Below are 21,769 nucleotides of genomic sequence, written 5' to 3'. Positions count from 1 at the left end.
AAAACAATTTGTCTAACTAGGTCAAATACGGTTGACCTTGTCACTTTGATATATTATAATGTCAAGGTACATGGAAACCATGTTGATGTTAGTGTGTTGTGTTCGGAGGGAGGGAAAGAGAATGTCTAAAACCGTCGTTCGTAAAAACGAATCGCTTGAAGATGCTCTTCGTCGCTTCAAACGTTCAGTATCAAAAACTGGTACTTTGCAGGAAGCTAGAAAGCGCGAATTCTACGAGAAACCAAGTGTGAAACGTAAGAAAAAATCAGAAGCAGCAAGAAAACGTAAGTTCTAAGAGAGGGTGTAGCAAAATTGAGTCTTCTCGAACGTTTAAACAATGATATGAAGCAAGCGATGAAAAACAAAGAAAAAGATAAACTAGTTGTAATTCGAATGATTAAGGCTGCCATTCAGAATGAAAGAATTAAGCTTGGTAGAGATCTTTCTGAAGAAGACGAGTTATCTGTCCTTTCTCGCGAAGTAAAACAACGCAAAGACTCCCTCCATGAGTTTGAGAAAGCAGGTCGTGAAGATCTTGTTGACAAAATACGTGCGGAGTTAAAACATGTTGAAATATATATGCCTGAACAACTTTCAGAAGAGGAACTAGCTGAAATTGTGAAACAAGCAATTGATGAAACAGGTGCTTCTTCTAAGAAAGAAATGGGAAAAGTGATGGCTGCTTTAATGCCTAAAGTAAAAGGAAAAGCAGACGGTTCACTAGTAAATAAACTTGTACAACAACACCTTTCATAAATAAGTTTATGTTTTAAAGGCTGCAGATAAAGTCTGCAGCCTTTTTACATACATATATTGAAAAGGTTTTCTTGACGGTCATAGAGTCATTTGCAAGATAACGGTTTTATCCTGTTTCAAAAAAACATATAATAAAATAGATTTATAAAAAATAAAAATAAAAAATAAAATGAAACTTTTTGTAAAGTCAACCGTATACATAGTCATAGCATAAAAATACTACACAGTTTGGAAAGGAGGGAGAATTTGAGAAGACATAAGAAACGATTATTGCTTCCTCTTCTTGTTATCTTTTTTCTATCGTTTATACCTAGTTTTATCTATGCGAATAATAATGAAATTGTGTATGTTGTGCCGATAAAGAATACTGTGGAAAAAGGTTTAAGTGAGTTTCTAGATCGAGCAATTACGGAAGCCGAAGAAAATCAGGCTAGTGCGATTATTTTTGACATGAATACACCTGGTGGAGATGTTTCTGCTGCAATCGAAATAGGAAAAAGAATTTCTGAAACGGATATCAAAACCGTCACCTTTATTAACCAAGATGCTATTTCAGCAGGTTCCTACATTGCGTTAAATACCGATGAAATCTATATGGTGGAGGGAAGCAGGATAGGGTCATCTGGAGTAATTGATGGACAAGGAAATGCAGCAGATGAAAAAGCGCAATCTTACTGGATTTCTGCAATGAAAGGTGCTGCAGAAAAGACAGGGAGAGACCCAATTTATGCGATGGCAATGGCTGATAAATCAATCGCCATTCCAGGAATGAAGGAATCAGGAACCTTTTTAACTTTAACTTCAACGGAAGCGGAAGAGATAAATTATTCTAATGCTACAGTCCATAGTTTAGATGATATACTTGGTGAACTTGGTTTACAGAATGCGAAGGTAGAAAGGGTGGATGAAAGCTTTGCGGATAAAATAGCAAGGTTTGTGACTAACCCTATAATAATTCCTATTTTATTGTCAATCGGTAGTTTAGGGTTAATTATTGAGTTATATTCACCGGGATTTGGTTTACCTGGTTTTGCTGGGCTTTCTGCTTTGCTATTATTTTTCTATGGTCACTTAGTTGCAGGCCTTGCGGGATATGAAAGTCTCATTCTTTTTATAATAGGAATTCTCTTGATTATATTGGAATTCTTTGTTGTTGGAGGAATAGCAGGGGCAATAGGGATTGTTGCTGTGATTGCTAGTATGTTTCTTGCGAGTGGCGATTTTACGGTGATAGGGATAAGCCTTTTAATCGCAATAGGTGTTTCAGTTATTGCATCTATCTTATTAGTAAAGGTGTTTGGTAGAAAAATGAGATTCTTTAGAAAAATAATATTAACCGACTCAACGAACACAGAAAGTGGGTACGTTTCTAATCAAAGCCGAAAGGAATTGATTGGAAAAACAGGAATTGCCTTAACAGCATTACGTCCTGCGGGAGTAGTTCTTGTTGACGACGAAAGAATTGATGTAGTGAGTGAAGGTAGTTTTATTGACAAAGAGAAGCGAGTAAAAGTAGTAAAAGCAGAAGGTTCAAGGATTGTTGTTAGGGAAATACTAACGATAGATATACAAAAGGAGGATGAGTAATGTTACTTGGAGGAATAGAAATTTTTTGGATTATAATAGTAGTGTTAGCAGTTATTTTATTAGGGGTTCTTTTAACCTTTGTACCAGTTATGCTATGGATTTCTGCTTTAGCAGCAGGGGTTAAAATTAGTATTTTTACTTTAATTGGGATGCGTTTAAGAAGGGTTATTCCAAGTCGTGTAGTTAATCCGCTTATTAAAGCACATAAAGCAGGATTAAACGTTACAATTAATCAATTGGAAAGTCATTATCTTGCAGGAGGAAATGTCGATAGAGTTGTAAATGCTTTAATCGCTGCTCATCGTGCGAATATTGAGCTAACATTTGAAAGATGTGCTGCTATTGATCTAGCAGGCCGTGATGTTTTAGAAGCAGTGCAGATGAGTGTTAACCCGAAAGTAATTGAAACACCTTTTATTGCTGGTGTAGCGATGGATGGTATTGAAGTTAAAGCAAAAGCAAGAATTACAGTACGTGCAAATATTGAAAGATTGGTAGGGGGAGCTGGTGAAGAAACAATTGTAGCCAGAGTAGGTGAAGGTATTGTTTCTACAATCGGTTCGTCTGAAAACCATAAAAAAGTGTTAGAAAATCCAGATATGATTTCTCAAACCGTCCTATCAAAGGGCTTGGATGCTGGAACAGCTTTTGAAATTCTATCGATTGATATTGCGGATGTTGATATCGGCAAAAACATTGGGGCAGAATTGCAAACAGAGCAGGCTGAAGCAGATAAGAAAATTGCGCAAGCGAAAGCAGAAGAACGTAGAGCAATGGCAGTTGCCCAAGAACAAGAGATGAAAGCAAGAGTACAAGAAATGCGTGCCAAAGTTGTTGAAGCAGAAGCGGAAGTTCCTATGGCTATGTCAGACGCATTACGATCAGGAAATATTGGTGTAATGGATTATATGAATTTACAAAACATTACTGCTGATACGGAAATGAGAGGCTCTATTGGCAAATTGACAGATGATCAAAAAAATAAAGATGATAATGAGTAAACTTTTGGAAAGGGAGGGAGTATGATTTGGAAATCCTTCCAATAATTATTGCGGTTGCAGCTTTTCTCTTCTCTTCTGTTTTTGATAAAAGTAAAAAACAAGCACCAAGGCAAACTAGACCACAAGCACCAAAGTCTGTAAAACCAGATGTTGTAAGAGAGCAAACCGTGATTATCGCCCCTGAGAAGCCCAAAAAAGTAGTAAAGCATGTGGAAAAGCCACTTTCTGAGCTAGAAAGGCTAGAACGGCTAGAACGGGAAAATGCAAGTTTACAAAAGAAAATTAAAATGATGGAACAACAACGAAATAGAGGAGTTCAAGCGCCGATTCTTAAAAAGGAAGCGAATTTGGATTCGGATTCAGAAGGTTTCTTTACAAAGGATAATATTATTCAAGCGGTAGTATTTTCCGAAGTATTAGCTTCACCTAGAGCAAGAAATCCACATAGAGCCTCTATGCAACGCAAAGCGAAGAACATGAATTAAAACCATAAAGAGTTATTATCAAGCATTATTTCTCGTATAGAGAAAAGATTGCTTGATGATAGCTCTTTTTTAGTTATGTAACTAAAAGCGGAAGAAAATCTCCTGAGATAGCCTGTTACAAGAGTTTTTCTTAGCATAATGTAAAACTCCTTGAATATGATGTTAGTAAGTGTAAGAAAGTGTACCGTCTAACTAGAGAATCTCATAAGAGAGAGGAAAGGGGGGTTCTTTTTTTATGGCTAAAAAGTGGGGAAACAACTTGCGGAACTGGATGATTAAAAACTTAGAACTTCCTCAAGATGTCATGATGGACTTACCTAGAATCACAATGATTGGACAAATACATGTTTACGTAGAGAACCACCGAGGATTAATCACTTTTTCAGATAAAGAATTACGATTGCTTTTAAAACAAGGTCAACTCCTTATTAAAGGAAAAGGATTTGTTATTAAAACGATATTACCAGAAGAAATATTATTAGAAGGGAAAATAGATCAAGTTTTATACATAAATGAGTGATTTGGGAGGAAAATATGAAAAATCATTGGGTGGAGTATATCACAGGGATTATTACAGTAAAGGCAACGGGCAAAGGATTAGAACGCTTTTTAAATAAGCTATTAAAAAATGATATTTCAGTCTGGAACATAAAGAAACATGGACCGCATGCTGTAACTTTTCAAATTAGTCTAAAGAAAATCCATCGTCTTCGTCATGTAGTGAGAAGCAGCGGAATAAAAATAGAGTTTCAGCGCAAAGCTGGAGCTCCGTTTCTATATAAAAGAATGTGGAAGAATAGTGGGTTTGTAATTGGAGTGTTTCTTTTTTTAGGACTAGTTCTTACTTTATCAAATATGGTTTGGGGAATTGAAATTAAAGGAGCGAATCCAGCCACAGAATATCAGATACGTAAGCAGCTTGATAAGATGGATATAAAAATTGGCAAATCTCAATTTTTTGCAAAAGAGTTAGATAAGATCCAAGCAGAATTAACAAATAATATTGATGCGATTACATGGATTGGTGTGGAGTTAAAAGGGACAACTTATCATTTCCAGGTTGTTGAAAAAAATGAACCTGAAAAAAAGGAAGAAGTGGGACCACAAAACTTAGTAGCAACGAAAAAAGCGACAATTGTAACTGATTTTGTGGAATCGGGTACGAAACAATATACAATCAATGAAGTGGTAAGAAAAGGGCAATTATTAGTTGCTGGCACAATAGGAAAGGAAGATCATACAAAAAGTGTTTCTGCTAAAGGAAAAATATGGGGAGAAGTGTGGTATACGACAGAAGTGACAGTTCCATTAGAAACGACTTTCCAAGTATTTAATGGAGAAGAAAAGCAAAAATTTTATATGAAGCTGGGTAAGTGGGATATACCAGTATGGGGTTTTGGAAAAATAGAGTATAAGCAGTATGAAAAAGAAGAGAATGAGACGAACGTTAAGTTTTTTAAATGGGAGTTACCAATTAAGATTGTCGATAAAACATATCGGGAAAAGGAAATCGTAAAAAGAGGTTATAGTGAGAAAGAAGCTGTGAAGAAAGGGAAGGAAGATGCGAGAAAGGATATATTGAAACGAATTGGCGAAGATGGGAAAATTAAGGAAGAAAAAATTTTACAACGCGATATAAAGAATGGTAAAGTAAAACTAAATATAGCTTTTACAACAATAGAAAACATTGCGAAAGCACAACCTCTAATTCAAGGAGATACAGAATGACAGAAGATTTAAAAACGATGAATGTAAAATTGAAAGATCCAAACGAAGCTATTGCTTTACTTGGTAATGGAGATAGCAATCTGCAAGTACTTGAAAAAGAATTAGATTGTAACATCGTAACGAGAGGAGAAACGCTGCTTGTTTCTTCTGAAAGTCCTGATTCGATAGAGCTTGTTGGGGATATTGTTGATAAACTTTTACAAGTCATCCGAAAGGGTGTTTCCATTAGCCAACGAGATGTGATATATGCGATCTCTTTGGCAAAGAAAGGAACACTCGAATACTTTGGGGCGCTATACGATGAAGAAATAGCCAAAACGGTTAAAGGAAAATCAATTAGAGTAAAAACGATTGGGCAAAGTGAGTATATCCGTTCGATTAGAAGAAATGATTTAGTGTTTGGTATTGGTCCTGCAGGTACTGGGAAGACGTATTTAGCAGTTGTAATGGCAGTAAATGCTTTAAAGAGCGGTAAAGTAAATAGAATTATCTTAACAAGACCTGCTGTTGAGGCGGGTGAAAGCTTAGGCTTTTTGCCAGGAGATCTTAAAGAAAAAGTGGATCCGTATTTACGCCCGTTATATGACGCACTGCATGATGTTCTCGGGATGGAGCATACAACACGTTTGATTGAAAGAAATACGATTGAGGTAGCGCCACTTGCTTATATGCGTGGGAGAACATTGGATGATGCTTTTGTTATATTGGATGAAGCACAGAATACGACACATGCACAAATGAAAATGTTTCTAACAAGACTTGGATTTGGTTCTAAGATGGTGATTACTGGTGATAAAACACAAATAGATTTGCCGAAAGGCGTCAAATCTGGTTTAGTTGTTGCGGAACAAATTTTGCAAAAGGTGAGCGGAATAGGCTTAGTACATTTAGAAGAAAGCGATGTTGTAAGACATCCGCTAGTTGGAAAAATTATCAACGCATATGGAAAGCAGGAAGTTTAAAATGAAAAGGAACAATCTCTTTACTTAAGAGGATTGTTCTTTTTTTATTTGTTTAGTTTTAAGAAACATGAAATATTCCGAAAAAGGGTGAAAACAATCGAAAAAACTGTTATCATTTTACATATCATAAGATTTTTTCTAAGAAAATAGTGGCTTTACTTATCTAGCAAAGAAATTGAAGGGTGAGCCTCAAACCAGCCGCATAGTAAGAAGTTACAACTAGATTGGTTAAGGATGAAGAAATAGGTTCAAGATGAGAATAAGGAAGCAAATTAACCTATTTTTTGACGATAGGAGGTAAATATGAGCGTTTGGCAGAGAATAATTAATAACTTAATAAAACTAATGAATATCACCTTTTTTAAAATAACTCTTTTTGTTCTTATTGGTGTCATTTTATTCTTTACTCTCTATGGAAACGTAAAGCCAGAAAAATTAAATGTACAGCTTTTTTCTGTAGCAGATCAAACGATTCGTTCACCAATAACGGTAGAAGATAAGGAAAGCACAGAGAAAAAGAAAGAAGAAGCGAAAAACCAAGTACAGGATGTATATGTAGTTAATAAAGAAATTGCGCAAAATCGTGTTGATTTAATATCCTCTATATTTGATTCTGTTACAGAAGTAAATAATGAAGTAGAGAAAGAATTAGAAGAAAAACGAAAAAAAGCAGAAGAGGATAATAAGGATAAGGAGTCAATAAAAGAACCAACTGCTGATGAAAAGCTTGAGTTGTTAAAAGGAAAGCTAACAAATGAAGTGACGAACGAAATTATGGATCGATCTTTAAAATCCCTTATTCCTTATTCTGAAGATCAATTAGAAATAGCAAAAGATATTACGGTGACAGCAATACATACAGTGATGAATGGAAAGATTCCATCAGATGAAGTAGAAAATGCTAAAAAAAGAGTAGAGGATATTTTAAAAGTCAATGATGGTTTGACATCTGATTTGAAGAGCGCAAGTATTGATCTAGGAAGGTTTGCGATTATTCAAAATGAATTTTATGATCCGACTGCAACGGAGGAGATGCGTCAACAAGCAGTGGATAATATAGAGCCGATAAGAGTCCTTCAAGGTCAAGTTTTGGTGGAAGAGGGACAGCTAATTAGCAGAGAGATTCACAGACAGCTAGAGCTTGTCGGATTGTTAGATAGCGATAATTCCATTCAACCATTTATCGGTTTAGGCATCATTATATTAGCAATACTCTCTTTGCTATATTTTTATACATTTAAAAGAACAGCAAAGGCCAAGGAGAAAAATATTCAATTCTATTTAATGTTCTTTTTAATATTTAGTGTAACCATCGTACTGATGAAAACCGTAAGTGTATTTCAGCAGTTTGAATATACGGAGATCGGTTATATTTTTCCGGCTGCGATGGCAGTTATGCTAATAAAAATATTAATGGAAGAAAAATCCGCCATTTTGGTAACGATTATTTTTGCGATATGTGGAATGATTATGTTTAATGAAGGGGTTGCTGGAACATTTAATGTAGGTATGGGAATATACATTATCGCTAGTGGTTTAGCAGGAATACTCTTTTTAAACAAAAGAAATCAGCGTACCAATATTCTTTATGCAGGATTCTTTATTTCTTTCATCAATATTGTTACGATATTAGCGATATTGTATTTGCAAAATGGTCATTATGGTGCAAAGGAATATGGTGTATTTATTCTGTTGGCAATTATCTCAGGGATAAGTTCCGCTGTTTTAACGATTGGATTTCTTCCTTTCCTTGAAACTGGATTTGGTGTTCTTTCTACTATCAAGTTAATTGAGCTATCAAATCCGAACCATCCACTTTTACGTAAGATCTTAACAGAAGCGCCTGGAACGTATCATCACAGCGTTATGGTTGCTAATTTAGCTGAATCTGCCTGTGAAGCCATTGGAGCTAATGGCTTGCTAGCGAGAGTGGGCTGTTATTATCATGATATAGGTAAAACGAAAAGGCCACACTTCTTTATTGAAAATCAAATGAATATGGGAAATCCCCATGATCGTATTCCGCCTCAGGCAAGTAAAAATATTATTATTGCCCATGCAACGGATGGCGCAGAATTGTTAAGAAAATATAAGCTCCCGAAAGAAATAGTAGATATTGCGGAACAGCATCATGGAACTACTTTATTAAAATATTTTTATTTTAAAGCAAAAGAAAAGGGTGGAGAGGTAAATGAAAGTGATTACCGTTACCCTGGTCCAAAGGCACAGACAAGAGAGGTAGCCATTATTGGGATAGCTGATAGTGTAGAAGCTGCAGTTAGAAGCTTGAATGCTCCTACAACGGATCAAATTGATTCTTTAATTAAAAATATTATCTCCGATCGTTTGCAAGATGGACAATTGGATGAATGTGATTTAACATTAAAGGAATTAGAAATTGTTCGAAATACATTGAGCGAAACTTTAAAAGGGATTTTTCATTCACGAATCGAATATCCTGAAATGAAAAAGTAAAGGAAGTAGAGTATGAATTTAGAGATTGATTTTATTGATGAAACGGAAAAAGTAAAGGAAAGTGAAATAACCAAAATTCATGATCTTCTTCAATTTGCAGCGGTAAAACAAAATCTGCAAGGAGAAATTGAGCTGTCTATCACTTTTGTTCATAATGATCAAATTCAAGAAATAAATAAGGAATACAGAGATAAGGATCAACCAACAGATGTCATTTCTTTTGCACTTGAGGAATTGGGAGAAGGGGAGATTCCGTTAGTTGGCGAAGGTCTTCCAAGAATGTTAGGGGATCTTGTCATTTCCATTGATAAAGCGGAGGAGCAGGCAAAAGAATATGGTCATTCTTATATGCGAGAACTTGGATTTTTATCCGTTCATGGATTTTTGCATTTACTAGGTTATGACCATATGACGAAGGAAGAAGAAGAAGTAATGTTTACTCTTCAAAAGGATATTTTAGATGAATTCGGATTACAAAGATAAAAGAATTCGAAAAAACAGTCAATTATCCTCCTTTCGCTTAGCTATATCCGGGATACTAACCGCTATAAAACAAGAAAGAAATGTAAAGATTCATTTGGTTATTTCGATTCTTGTGATTGTATTAGGGGTTTTAAATGATCTCTCAAAACAAGAGTGGATGTTTATTGCTTTTTGCATTGGATTAGTAATAAGCTTAGAGCTAATAAATACAGCAGTTGAACGTGTGGTAGATCTTGTTACCAATGAATATCATCCATTGGCAAAAGAGGCTAAGGATATAGCAGCAGGTGCCGTGTTTGTAGCAGCGATTCTTTCTGTTGTAATTGGTGGAATCATCTTTATTCCGAAAATAGTGACAGCTATTACAGGCGGCTAAAAAATAAATATTACATTGGTTATCTGGTAAAAGTTAGACGAAAAAAAGCTGAAGAATGCATTTGGCTTTTTAGTCTAGATTTTAAAGATAGCCTTTTTGTTTTACGAGGCACATTCTTGAATTCGCTGACTGAAAAACAAGAAAATTTATATAGGCAAATACAGGCTGTTAGACTCTATTTATTAAAAGTCCAGTCTTTAGCTAAAACAAACAGTAAGCGACAAACTCCTGACTTCTGCCTCTTTATTGTAGATGCAAATTAGTATATAATTTTAAGACAGTACATAGTAAATAGGGTCAATCAATACTGAAGTTTGTAAACGTTGATTGTTTTCTTTAAAATAATTTGCAAGGATAAACATTCCTTACTGTCAAGGGATAACCAAAATGTAAGATATTATTTTAAGATAAAGCTTTGTTGAAAGAATGGTAGAGAGCTGGGACAATTGGCAAACCCGCCACCATTTCAGCATCTATTTATACACCCAAATGTTAACTGCAAAATGGAAAGAAAAAACTGCTAAAGAAAAGAGGGGTTTATATGAAAAAGGAATTTCTAATCGAAGAAGCTAAGCTTGCTCGTGAGAAAGCATACGTGCCTTACTCGAAATTCAAGGTAGGTGCGGCGCTTCTTTCAGAAAATGGAACCGTTTATCATGGTTGCAATATTGAAAACGCAGCTTATAGCATGACTAACTGTGCGGAAAGAACAGCCTTGTTTAAAGCAGTATCAGAAGGTGATACTACCTTTAAGAAGCTAGTTGTTATTGCAGATACAGAAGGACCTGTTTCTCCTTGTGGGGCATGCAGACAAGTAATATCTGAACTATGTCCTAAAGACATGGAAGTGGTATTGACGAATTTAAAAGGCGATATACAAACATTAACAGTGGCAGAATTATTGCCAGGAGCATTTTCACCGGAGGATTTACATGAACATTAATAATCAATCAGAGCATAAATCAGGATTTATATCCATTATTGGAAGACCAAATGTAGGGAAATCTACGTTTTTAAATCGCGTAATTGGCCAAAAGATTGCCATTATGAGCGACAAGCCACAAACGACTAGAAATAAAGTTCAAGGTGTATTAACAACAGATGATTCCCAGCTAATTTTTATTGATACACCTGGAATTCATAAGCCAAAGCATCGACTTGGTGATTTTATGATGAAGGTAGCCCAAAATACGCTGAAAGAAGTGGATTTAATCCTCTTCATGGTTAATGCGGAAGAAGGATTTGGAAAAGGCGAAGAATTTATTCTTGAAAAATTCCAGACAGTAAAGACTCCGATATTTTTGGTGATTAATAAAATTGATACGATTCACCCAGATCAATTATTTTCGATTATTGAATCATACAAAGAAAAATATCCATTTAAAGAGATCATTCCTATCTCTGCTTTAGAGGGAAATAATGTGGAAACATTGTTAACACAAATAAAAAAATATTTGCCAGAAGGACCACAATTTTATCCAGCTGATCAAGTAACCGATCATCCAGAACGCTTTATTGTTTCAGAATTAATAAGGGAAAAAGCACTTCATTTAACAAGAGAGGAAATTCCTCACTCCCTTGCAGTAGTCATTGAGAAAATGGAGAGAAAACCAAACGATGTTATTAATGTAATGGCAACAATCATCGTTGAACGCGATTCTCAAAAAGGGATTATTATCGGTAAACAAGGAAGTATGCTGAAAGAGATTGGAAAAAGAGCGAGAACGGATATCGAAAATCTTCTCGGAAATAAAGTTTATTTAGAGTTATGGGTAAAAGTGCAAAAAGATTGGCGTAATAAAATGACACAGCTCCGTGACTTCGGCTTTAGAGAAGACGAATATTAATTATTTGCTTTTGTTTTAAGCTAGTTGGATAAAATCAACAAGACTTGCAAAAACCGTCTTGTTTGAATTCGTAGGTAATTAAAAATTATACATGCGATCAATTAACAATATTTTCGTCTCATGATTTTATAAAGACAGGCTATGATAAGATTAAGGTTTAAACAGCTAGTTAAAAATCGAAAGGTGGGGTTTTACATGTTAGACTTTACCTGGAAAGTTTTTTCCCAAACAGGTAACATTGATACTTATCTACTCTTTAAAGAATTAGAAAAGGCTAATCATGAAATACCAGGAATGCAAGAAGAGGAACTAGCAGAACTTGATTATCCCATCTCATAGCGCTGTCTTTATAGTAAGGGATGGTGAATGGTGATGCTGGAAAAGTGTGAAGGAATCGTTATTAGATCAATTGACTATGGAGAATCAAATAAAATAGTTACTCTCTATACAAGAGAATGGGGAAAGGTTGGGGTCATGGCAAGAGGTGCAAAAAAGCCGAACAGCAGACTTTCTGCTGTAACCCAACCTTTTGTCTATGGTTATTTTCTCGTCCAGCGCAGTAGTGGATTAGGGCTTATGCAGCAGGGCGATATTATCTCTAGCATGCGTGGATTAAAAGAAGATATTTTTCTAACTGCATACGCTAGCTATATAGTAGAGCTTACTGATAAATGCACAGATGAAAAAAAGCCCAATCCGTTTCATTTCGAATTATTATTTCAAACATTGAATTATATGAATGAAGAATTTGACCCGGAAATTTTAGTGAATATTTATGAATTAAAAATGTTAAACGGTTTGGGGTTATATCCAACATTAGATCGGTGTGTTTTTTGTGGTGCAACAGAAGGCCATTTTTCTTTTTCAATAAGAGAAGGAGGATTGGTCTGTCACCAATGCTTGGAAAAAGATCCGTATCATTATAAAATTTCTCAGTCCACTGTGAAGCTTCTTCGTGTTTTTTATTATATGGATATTTCGCGACTAGGAAGTATTTCAGTAAAAGATACAACAAAGAAAGAGCTTAGCATCATTATTGATGCTTATTATGAAGAGTATTCTGGACTATATTTGAAATCTAAAAAATTTATCCAATCAATGAAAAATTTAGGGGATGCTTTTACATAAGAACTAAATTTATTTCCCAAGTGTTAGCAAGGTTGACAATTAAAAAAATTTTCGATATTATTCATGTAAATAAGAGTGTTGCGTTGAAAAGAAAGTAGTACTTAGTTCTCCTCATGAAAAGCGAGCTTGGGATAGTGAAAGCCAAGTGCATGAGTATTAAGGAAGGCGTTCTTGGAGCAACTGCGTATGAAAGTGGCTGTATTTATACAGCAAATAGGGTGGAACCGCGGGTTAACTCTCGTCCCTATGTCGAAATTTGGCATAGAGACGAGAGTTTTTTGTGTTTCTAACTTTAAAATGTCTCGATTTAAAGTTTCTATGCTAAAGATGATTTATCAATTTTCGGAGGTGTATTTAAAGCAATGAATATTCAAAACATGATTTTAACATTGCAGAAACATTGGTCTGATTATGGCTGTATTCTAATGCAGGCATATGATGTAGAAAAAGGTGCTGGAACGATGAGTCCTTACACTTTTTTAAGAGCGATAGGTCCTGAGCCTTGGAATGTGGCTTACGTAGAGCCATCCAGAAGACCTGCTGATGGAAGATATGGGGAAAATCCAAACCGCCTATATCAGCATCATCAATTTCAAGTAATCATGAAGCCATCACCAGATAATATTCAAGAACTATACTTAGATTCTTTAAAAGCACTAGGCATTAATCCACTAGAGCATGATATTCGTTTTGTAGAGGATAACTGGGAGAATCCTTCTCTAGGCTGTGCTGGTCTTGGATGGGAAGTATGGCTTGATGGCATGGAAATCACGCAATTCACTTATTTTCAACAAGTTGGTGGTATTGAATGTAAGCCAGTTTCTGTTGAAATAACATATGGGATTGAACGATTGGCATCATACATTCAGGATAAAGAAAATGTGTTTGATTTAGAGTGGACAGATGGGTTTACAATCAAAGATATTTTTTATCAACCAGAATTTGAACATAGTAAATACACATTTGAAACGTCAGATACAGAAATGTTATTTAATTTATTTTCCATCTATGAAAAAGAAGCACATAGACAAATGGACGAAGGGCTAGTACATCCTGCTTATGATTATGTATTAAAGTGCTCTCACGTTTTCAACCTATTGGATGCTAAAGGGGCTATTTCTGTTACTGAAAGAACTGGGTATATTGGAAGATGTAGAAATTTAGCGCGTAAGGTTGCCAAAACATTCTACGAAGAAAGAGAAAAATTAGGATTCCCAATTTTAAAAAGCAAGGAGGGAGAAAGTCATGAATAAAAGAGACTTATTATTGGAAATTGGTTTAGAAGAAATGCCAGCACGCTTCATACCTGCTAGTATAAAGGCATTGAAGGAGAAGATGGAGGCATGGCTCATAGAAAAGCAATTAGGCTATACTTCTGTTCATGCATTTTCTTCTCCTCGTAGATTGGCGCTAGTTGTTGCTGGTTTAGATGAATCACAGAAAGATATGGAAGAAGAAGCAAAAGGTCCTGCTAAACGTATTGCACAAAATGAAGGCGGAGAATGGTCCAAGGCAGCTGCTGGTTTTACTAGAGGACAGGGTTTAACAGTAGATGATATATATTTTAAAGAAATAAATGGTGTAGAGTACGCTCACGTTAAAAAGTTTATTAAAGGGAAACAAACAAGTGAACTATTGCCTGAATTAAAAGAGTTAATTTTAAGCTTAACGTTTCCCAAAAATATGCGTTGGGCAAATAATGATTTACGTTACATACGGCCAATAAAATGGCTTATCGCCTTATTCGGAGAGGAGATTATACCTTTCTCTATCGCCAATGTAGAAACATCAAATAAATCTCTTGGTCATCGTTTCCTCGGTGGAGAAATTGTCTTCCACAATCCATTTGATTATGAGAAGAAAATGTTGGCTCAGTACGTAATGGTTAATGCAATTGAACGTAAAGAGGCTATTGTTTCTCAAATTAAAAAATTAGAGGAAGAAAACAATTGGGTGATTCCAATCGATGCTGATTTATTAGATGAAGTGACCAACCTAGTTGAATATCCAACTGCATTATTTGGTACCTTTGAAGAGTCATTTTTAGAGTTGCCTACAGAAGTATTAATCACTAGTATGAAGGAACATCAACGTTATTTCCCAGTGAAATCAAAAGAAGGAATGCTGTTACCATTCTTTGTCACTGTTCGTAATGGTGATCATCAACATTTAGACAAAGTTGCAAAAGGAAATGAGAAAGTTCTAAGAGCGAGACTTGCTGATGCAGCATTCTTCTATAAAGAAGATCAAAAACTAGTAATTGATGATCTTCTTAAAAAGTTAGAAACGATTGTTTATCATGAGGAAATTGGAACTTTAGCAGAAAAAGTTGCCCGAGTACGAGTGATTGCCGCTTCCTTATCTGAAAAGCTAGATCTAACGACAGAAGAACAACAGGACGTAGATAGAGCAGCACAAATTGCGAAATTTGACCTTGTTACCAATATGGTTTATGAATTCCCAGAACTGCAAGGATTAATGGGAGAACGCTATGCTTTGCAAAAGGGAGAGAAAAAAGCAGTAGCTGTTGCTATTAATGAACATTATATGCCGCGCCATGCAGAGGATGAAACAGCTAAAAGTAATGTGGGGGCAGTTCTTGCACTTGCTGAAAAACTAGATACGATTGTCTCATTCTTTAGTATTGGAATGGTTCCGACAGGATCACAAGACCCTTACGCCTTAAGACGACAGGCAACAGGAATTGTGCAGACGCTAATTGATAAAAATTGGAGTATATCAATTGAGAACTTAGTTGAACTTACGATGGAAGCAATGCCTCATACTTCAAAAGTAGCTGGTCAAGAACTAGTTGATTCGGTTCTTTCATTCTTTAAATTGCGTGTGAAGCATATCTTGCAAGAAAAAGGCATTCGTTATGATATGATAGATGCGATATTAGCAGAAAAAATTGGTGGAGCAGCAAGTGTGTTAAGAAAAGCAAAAGTACTTGAGCTTCGCAAGAGTAATGCGGATTTTAAAGAAGGAATTGAAGCGTTAAGCAGAATCATCAATATTTCTAATAAGGCAAAAACGATTTCTTCGGTTGATCCAAGTTTATTTGAAAATGAATTTGAACATGAATTATATAATCGTTTTACAGCTGTAAAGGAAAAAATTAATACAGAGATAAATGAAGAAGCATATTTTGATTTATTATTTTCGTTAAAAGATGTAATTTCAGCATACTTTGGTCATACAATGGTTATGGCTGATGAAGAAAAAATTAAAGAAAATCGCTTAAATCTGATGGTGGAAGTTGCTTCATATATTAAAGGATTTGCAAGTGTAAATGAAATAATTGTAAAGTAAAAAATAAATGGTTTAAAAAGAGCTAGGCAGGGGAACTCCCTACCTAGTTTCGTTTTGTAAGAATTAAATGGCGCGATGAGGATAAAGATATAGCCAAATCTTTTAAAATTTGTAGATGAAAATAGTTAACTTTGGATTCTTTTTCTTTTGATTCCGCCTATTTCGTATATAATAGTTAGTAGATATCGTTACCTAAATGAAGGTGGTGAATAGGAGATCGAACTGAATAAACGTCAAGAAAGAATAATTGAAATAGTAAAAGAGAATGGTCCCATTACAGGTGAGCATATTGCAGATAAATTAAATCTGACAAGGGCTACCCTTCGACCAGATTTAGCGATATTGACAATGGCTGGCTTTTTAGATGCAAGACCTCGTGTAGGGTACTTCTATACTGGAAAAAACTCGGAAAGGCAAGTAATCGATAATATTCGCAATATATTAGTGAAGGATTATTATTCCCATCCAGTTGTGGTTCATGAAAATTCCTCTGTATATGACGCAATCGTAATTATGTTTACAGAAGATGTTGGAACCATTTTTGTCGTTGATGAAGACTCTACATTAACAGGAGTTGTTTCCCGCAAAGATCTATTGAGAGCAAGTATTGGTAAACAAGAGTTAAACTCTTTGCCAGTTGCAATTATTATGACTAGGATGCCGAATGTCACGTATTGTTTTAAAGAAGAAATATTAGTAGATGTTGGTTGTAAATTAATGAATCGTGAAATTGATGCACTCCCAGTTGTAGAAAAGACGGAGAATGGTCTTCTTGTAATAGGAAGGGTTTCGAAAACAAATATTACTAGAGCGTTTGTAGACTTGTCTAATAATCGTGATGGAATTGTGGAGGAACAAAATGACTGAAAGACAAATTATCTATGTTGTATCTGATTCGGTTGGTGAAACAGCTGAACTTGTAACAAAAGCAGCAATCAGCCAATTTTCCGGACATAATGTAAATGTATTAATCAAAAGATTTCCATTTGTAGAGGATAAATCGAATATTCATGAAGTAGTAATGCAAGCAAAACTTGAGCATGGAATGATTGCCTATACACTTGTTAAACCAGAAATTCGTAATTATATGAGTGAGCTAGCTCGGCAAGAAGGGGTATATGCATGCGATATAATTGGACCAATTATTGACCAATTTCAAGTGCTATGGGGAAAGACTCCACTGTATGAACCAGGTCTTGTTCGAAAACTAGATGAAGACTATTTTAAAAAAGTTGAAGCAATAGAATTTGCTGTGAAATATGATGATGGCAGGGATTCGAGGGGATTAGAGAAGGCTGATATCATATTAATTGGTGTTTCTAGAACCTCTAAAACACCCCTTTCACAATTTTTAGCCCATAAAAGGGTCAAAGTAGCAAATGTACCGATTGTGCCCGAGGTAGACCCGCCAAAAGAGTTATTTCAAGTACCGGCGAGCAAATGTTTTGGATTGAAAATAAGTCCGACAAAATTAAACAATATTAGAAAAGAGCGCCTTATTTCCTTAGGCTTAAGTGACCAAGCGAGTTATGCGCAAATTGAAAGAATAAAAGAAGAGCTAACCTATTTTGACGATATTGTGAATCGACTGGGTTGTCCAGTTATTGATGTTACGAATAAAGCGGTGGAAGAAACAGCAAATATTATTCACAGCTTGTATTATAGATCCAAATATAATGTAGACAGATAACTACGAGTTTATATAGAAGATTAAGTGGTAAAGGCTTGATTCTCCAATTGTAGAATCAAGTTTTTAATTGTAAAAAACTTGAGTATTGTATTTTTTGAAGTGAGCTCTAACTTTATAAAATCAGCTATTTTAAATGACTAATAATTATTTTTCGCATTTTTTGGTTCTAGTATGGCATAAAAGGAATAATTATAGATAAAAAAAGATGGAATTTCAAGCGGATTTGTACTATAATAAAAAATTGTGATAAAAAAGTATCATGTTTTAGGTTTAGACTTGGCTTTTTACGAATAAACTATTTATTGTGAGAAGTCAAGGAAAGGGATAAAAAAATTTCGACATTACTTCTTTCATGAAAAAATTATTTAGGAAGAAGGAATATGTGGAGTGATGTAGAATTAATAGTACATTAGGGAAACATATGATATATGTTGATGCTGATTCCTGTCCTGTAAAAGAAGATATTGTCGAAATAGCTTCTTATTATCATTATGAATTGCTATTCGTTGCATCCTATGCACATATGATGAAAGAAAATGACGAACAGAAGTGGAAGTATGTGGATAGCGATAAAGAAGCTGTGGATTTATTTATTATGAATGCTACCAAAAAACAGGATATTGTCGTCACTCAAGATATTGGGCTAGCCTCTACGTTATTGTTAAAGAAAGTTACTGTCCTCTCACCAAGAGGAGTAATTTTTGAGGAGAAAAGTATAAATACTGCACTTGATATGCGCTATTTATCTGCTAAGGCAAGACGAAAAGGGGTATATGGTAAAGGGCCAAAACCTTATACTGAAGAGGATCGACAAAAATTCAGAAGAAATTTTATAAGGATTTTGTCGAAAAATGAAGGAGAATCGATTGGTTACGTCGAATAATTCTTTAAAGTAGGCAATAAGTAGGGAGATGTGTAGATAATGGTGGCGCGCATTCCTGAAGAAAAACTCAATGAAATTAAGCAAGCTACTGATATTGTTGAAATCATTGGAGAACATGTATCCCTTACAAGACAAGGGCGCAATTTCATCGGTCTTTGTCCTTTTCACGGCGAAAAAACACCTTCTTTTACTGTATCGCCAGATAAACAGATATTCCATTGCTTCGGCTGTCATGCAGGTGGAAATGTATTTACTTTCCTTATGGACTTAGAAGGATCTTCATTTGTAGAAGTTGCTTCAAGTCTAGCTGACCGAACAAATATTGACTTAGGGATAGAAGTGGCTGAGCTGGAAAGAAAACCAGCCATTCCTGAAAATTTACAGCAAATGATTGATGCACATGATTTATTATCTAAATTCTACCATCATTTGCTCGTAAACACAAAGGATGGTCAGCATGCATTAGAATATTTGTCTAATAGGGGCTTTACTTTACCTATCATTGAAAAGTTCCAAATAGGCTATACACTTAATTCTTGGGATTTAGCTGTGAAGTTTTTAGGGAAACGTAAATTTGATGTTTCGCTATTAGAAAAAGCTGGTTTGATTGTAAAAAGTGAAAGGGATGAGAAATATTTTGATCGTTTTCGCGATCGAATAATATTCCCTATCTATGATCGAAATGGTAACACAATTGCGTTTTCTGGACGTGCTTTAGGGGATAATAATCCCAAATATCTTAACAGTCCAGAAACACCAATTTTTAATAAAAGCAATACACTTTACAATTTTCATAAAGCAAGGCCTATAATACGAAAGCTTCAACACACCGTTCTTTTCGAAGGATTTGCAGATGTTATAGCTGCTACAAGAGCGGGAGTTGAAAATAGTGTTGCGACAATGGGGACGTCCATAACGGAGGAACATATCGCAATTCTAAAAAGAAACGCACGAAATATAACAATTTGTTATGATTCTGATTCAGCTGGGATAGAAGCAGCCTTTCGTGCAGGACAGCTTCTTACAAAGGCTAATTGTGTTGTAAAAGTAGTAATGTTACCAGATGGAATGGACCCAGATGATTATGTGAATAAATTTGGGGAAGATAAATTGCAACAGGAAATACTTCATGGAAGCCTGCCTTTCATGGGATTTAAATTGCTTTACTATCGAAGAGGGAAAAATCTTCAAAATGAAGGAGATAAACTCGCTTATATAGAAGAAGTAATAGGAGAAATTGCTAAACTGGAGAAGGCGGTAGAAAAAGATCTTTATTTACGACAGCTAGCAGATGAATTTTCTCTCTCTTTAGAGGCATTGAAGCAGCAAGAGATGCAGATGGAACAATCAGTTCCAAACGATTATGCTGTTGAAAAAAATGTTGTTCCTGTAAAACAATATACGGTAAAAAAACGTGCAACCGGATTATTACCAGCATATCATACTGCGGAAAAAAGACTGCTTGCACATATGTTTAAAAGTGAGGATATTGCCTACAAAGTGCAAGACTCTTTACAGGGAAAAGCATTTAATATTGATGAACACCAAGCAATCTTTACTTATCTTCTTGCTTATTATGAAAAGGGTCTAGGCAACGATACAAGTTCATTTATGAATTTTATTGACGATCCAGACTTACAACGGATCGTAGCCGAAATCGAAATGATGGAAGTGAATGAAGAGGTAAGTGAAGTAGAAATTAGTGATTATATGAAACAAATCATTAATTATGAGAAATTGCTTGAAATAAAGGAAAAGAAGCAAATGCTGAAAGATGCAGAACGTCAAAATGACTATATAAAAGCTGCGCAAATTGGCATGGAAGTTCTTTTATTAGAAAAAAAGTTAAAATAGTATATTATTGTCTTGATTTTTTGGAAGGAGGGGGACATATGGCTGAGAAGTCTGCCCGTTCAAAAGAGATTGAAACGGAACTAACCCTTGATCAGGTAAAGGAACAATTAACAGAAGTAGGTAAAAAAACGGGTGTGCTCGCATATGATGATATTGCTGAGAAATTATCCAGTTTTGAATTAGATTCTCACCAAATGGATGAGTTTTACGAATTTTTAGGTGATCAGGGAGTCGAATTAATCGGTGATGGTGAAGAAGAAGCACCGAATGTCCAAGAGCTTGCAAAAGGGGAGGAAGAATTCGATTTAAATGACCTAAGTGTTCCCCCAGGTGTAAAAATAAATGATCCAGTTCGTATGTATTTGAAAGAAATCGGAAGAGTTGATTTACTTTCTGCAGAAGAAGAGATAAATTTAGCAAAGCGTATATTACAAGGCGACGAAGAAGCAAAACGCCGTCTAGCAGAAGCTAACTTGCGCTTGGTTGTAAGTATTGCTAAACGTTATGTTGGACGTGGAATGCAGTTCCTTGATTTAATCCAAGAAGGAAATATGGGTTTAATCAAAGCAGTTGAAAAGTTTGATTATGAAAAGGGATTTAAATTTAGTACGTACGCAACATGGTGGATTCGTCAAGCAATCACACGTGCGATTGCGGACCAAGCGAGAACAATTCGTATACCTGTGCATATGGTTGAAACCATAAATAAATTAATTCGTGTGCAACGTCAATTACTACAGGATCTTGGCCGCGAACCAACTCCTGAAGAAATTGGGGAAGACATGGATCTATCACCAGACAAAGTAAGAGAAATTTTAAAAATCGCGCAAGAGCCTGTTTCTTTAGAAACACCGATTGGTGAAGAAGATGATTCTCATTTAGGCGATTTTATAGAGGACCAAGATGCTACTTCTCCTTCAGAGCATGCTGCTTATGAATTACTTAAAGAGCAATTAGAAGACGTATTAGATACATTAACAGATAGAGAAGAAAATGTTTTAAGATTGCGTTTTGGGCTTGACGATGGCCGTACACGTACACTTGAAGAAGTAGGAAAAGTATTCGGTGTAACACGTGAGAGAATTCGTCAAATTGAAGCAAAAGCATTAAGAAAGTTAAGACATCCAAGCAGAAGCAAACGATTGAAAGATTTCTTAGAGTAAGTTGCCTACGGCTTAGTAATCTTCAATATGATTCCATAA

The 21,769-nt window shown here is 35.3% G+C and carries 22 protein-coding genes; all 22 read left to right on the top strand.

Going from position 1 to position 21,769, the window contains the following annotated elements; translation table 11 throughout:
- Window positions 1–121 precede the first annotated feature (121 nt).
- The 22 genes from rpsU (at window position 122) to rpoD (ending at window position 21,730) form a co-directional block, all read left to right on the top strand.
- Window positions 122–295: a 30S ribosomal protein S21 gene (gene rpsU, locus AB3U99_RS15890; protein ID WP_003152957.1), complete on the top strand. Its 174-nt coding sequence runs from the start codon at window positions 122–124 to the stop codon at window positions 293–295.
- Window positions 296–312: 17 nt separating this feature from the next.
- Window positions 313–756, top strand: coding sequence for a GatB/YqeY domain-containing protein (locus tag AB3U99_RS15885; RefSeq protein WP_400242472.1), 444 nt, complete (start codon window positions 313–315; stop codon window positions 754–756).
- A gap of 246 nt (window positions 757–1,002) precedes the next feature.
- Entirely contained in the window at window positions 1,003–2,343 is a 1,341-nt protein-coding gene (locus tag AB3U99_RS15880; RefSeq protein ID WP_400242470.1) for a nodulation protein NfeD, read from the top strand.
- Window positions 2,343–3,344, top strand: a complete 1,002-nt coding sequence (gene floA, locus AB3U99_RS15875) for a flotillin-like protein FloA (protein ID WP_400242468.1) — start codon at window positions 2,343–2,345, stop codon at window positions 3,342–3,344. Before AB3U99_RS15880 ends, floA begins: the two co-directional genes overlap by 1 nt.
- Window positions 3,345–3,370: 26 nt before the next feature.
- Window positions 3,371–3,829, top strand: a complete 459-nt coding sequence (locus AB3U99_RS15870) for a hypothetical protein (protein WP_400242466.1) — start codon at window positions 3,371–3,373, stop codon at window positions 3,827–3,829.
- A 235-nt stretch (window positions 3,830–4,064) separates the two neighbouring features.
- Entirely contained in the window at window positions 4,065–4,349 is a 285-nt protein-coding gene (gene yqfC / locus AB3U99_RS15865; RefSeq protein ID WP_341193747.1) for a sporulation protein YqfC, read from the top strand.
- A 14-nt stretch (window positions 4,350–4,363) separates the two neighbouring features.
- On the top strand, window positions 4,364–5,557 hold the full coding sequence (gene yqfD, locus AB3U99_RS15860) for a sporulation protein YqfD (RefSeq protein ID WP_400242464.1): 1,194 nt from the start codon (window positions 4,364–4,366) through the stop codon (window positions 5,555–5,557).
- Entirely contained in the window at window positions 5,554–6,519 is a 966-nt protein-coding gene (locus AB3U99_RS15855) for a PhoH family protein (RefSeq protein ID WP_400242462.1), read from the top strand. The genes yqfD and AB3U99_RS15855 overlap by 4 nt, the downstream gene beginning before the upstream one ends.
- Before the next feature lie 303 nt (window positions 6,520–6,822).
- Entirely contained in the window at window positions 6,823–8,994 is a 2,172-nt protein-coding gene (locus AB3U99_RS15850; RefSeq protein WP_400242461.1) for an HD family phosphohydrolase, read from the top strand.
- A gap of 12 nt (window positions 8,995–9,006) precedes the next feature.
- Window positions 9,007–9,477: an rRNA maturation RNase YbeY gene (gene ybeY, locus AB3U99_RS15845; RefSeq protein ID WP_400242459.1), complete on the top strand. Its 471-nt coding sequence runs from the start codon at window positions 9,007–9,009 to the stop codon at window positions 9,475–9,477.
- Complete coding sequence (locus tag AB3U99_RS15840; protein ID WP_400242457.1) at window positions 9,455–9,853, top strand: diacylglycerol kinase family protein; 399 nt, start codon at window positions 9,455–9,457, stop codon at window positions 9,851–9,853. The genes ybeY and AB3U99_RS15840 overlap by 23 nt, the downstream gene beginning before the upstream one ends.
- Window positions 9,854–10,394: 541 nt before the next feature.
- A complete protein-coding gene (cdd, locus tag AB3U99_RS15835) occupies window positions 10,395–10,796 on the top strand; it encodes a cytidine deaminase (RefSeq protein ID WP_400242455.1) in 402 nt (133 codons plus the stop codon).
- Window positions 10,786–11,700 (top strand): GTPase Era, encoded by a 915-nt coding sequence (gene era / locus AB3U99_RS15830; RefSeq protein WP_031536609.1) that lies wholly within the window; start codon window positions 10,786–10,788, stop codon window positions 11,698–11,700. The genes cdd and era overlap by 11 nt, the downstream gene beginning before the upstream one ends.
- A gap of 195 nt (window positions 11,701–11,895) precedes the next feature.
- A complete protein-coding gene (locus AB3U99_RS15825; RefSeq protein ID WP_400242453.1) occupies window positions 11,896–12,039 on the top strand; it encodes a YqzL family protein in 144 nt (47 codons plus the stop codon).
- A gap of 33 nt (window positions 12,040–12,072) precedes the next feature.
- On the top strand, window positions 12,073–12,828 hold the full coding sequence (recO, locus tag AB3U99_RS15820) for a DNA repair protein RecO (RefSeq protein ID WP_400242451.1): 756 nt from the start codon (window positions 12,073–12,075) through the stop codon (window positions 12,826–12,828).
- 362 nt (window positions 12,829–13,190) lie between these two features.
- A complete protein-coding gene (gene glyQ / locus AB3U99_RS15815; protein WP_400242449.1) occupies window positions 13,191–14,081 on the top strand; it encodes a glycine--tRNA ligase subunit alpha in 891 nt (296 codons plus the stop codon).
- A complete protein-coding gene (glyS, locus tag AB3U99_RS15810; RefSeq protein WP_400242447.1) occupies window positions 14,074–16,140 on the top strand; it encodes a glycine--tRNA ligase subunit beta in 2,067 nt (688 codons plus the stop codon). Before glyQ ends, glyS begins: the two co-directional genes overlap by 8 nt.
- Before the next feature lie 216 nt (window positions 16,141–16,356).
- Window positions 16,357–17,007, top strand: coding sequence for a helix-turn-helix transcriptional regulator (locus tag AB3U99_RS15805; protein ID WP_400248100.1), 651 nt, complete (start codon window positions 16,357–16,359; stop codon window positions 17,005–17,007).
- Window positions 17,000–17,830: a pyruvate, water dikinase regulatory protein gene (locus AB3U99_RS15800; RefSeq protein WP_400242445.1), complete on the top strand. Its 831-nt coding sequence runs from the start codon at window positions 17,000–17,002 to the stop codon at window positions 17,828–17,830. Before AB3U99_RS15805 ends, AB3U99_RS15800 begins: the two co-directional genes overlap by 8 nt.
- Window positions 17,831–18,251: 421 nt before the next feature.
- On the top strand, window positions 18,252–18,713 hold the full coding sequence (locus AB3U99_RS15795) for a YaiI/YqxD family protein (protein WP_400242443.1): 462 nt from the start codon (window positions 18,252–18,254) through the stop codon (window positions 18,711–18,713).
- A gap of 39 nt (window positions 18,714–18,752) precedes the next feature.
- Entirely contained in the window at window positions 18,753–20,567 is a 1,815-nt protein-coding gene (gene dnaG, locus AB3U99_RS15790) for a DNA primase (protein ID WP_400242442.1), read from the top strand.
- A gap of 38 nt (window positions 20,568–20,605) precedes the next feature.
- Entirely contained in the window at window positions 20,606–21,730 is a 1,125-nt protein-coding gene (gene rpoD / locus AB3U99_RS15785) for an RNA polymerase sigma factor RpoD (protein WP_016202990.1), read from the top strand.
- The last annotated feature ends 39 nt before the right edge of the window (window positions 21,731–21,769 follow it).

The organism is Niallia tiangongensis, from assembly GCF_044704065.1.
Classification (GTDB): Bacteria; Bacillota; Bacilli; order Bacillales; family Cytobacillaceae; genus Niallia; species Niallia tiangongensis.
Note: the sequence above shows the minus strand (reverse complement) of the source record. Positions and strands in the feature narration are given on the sequence as shown.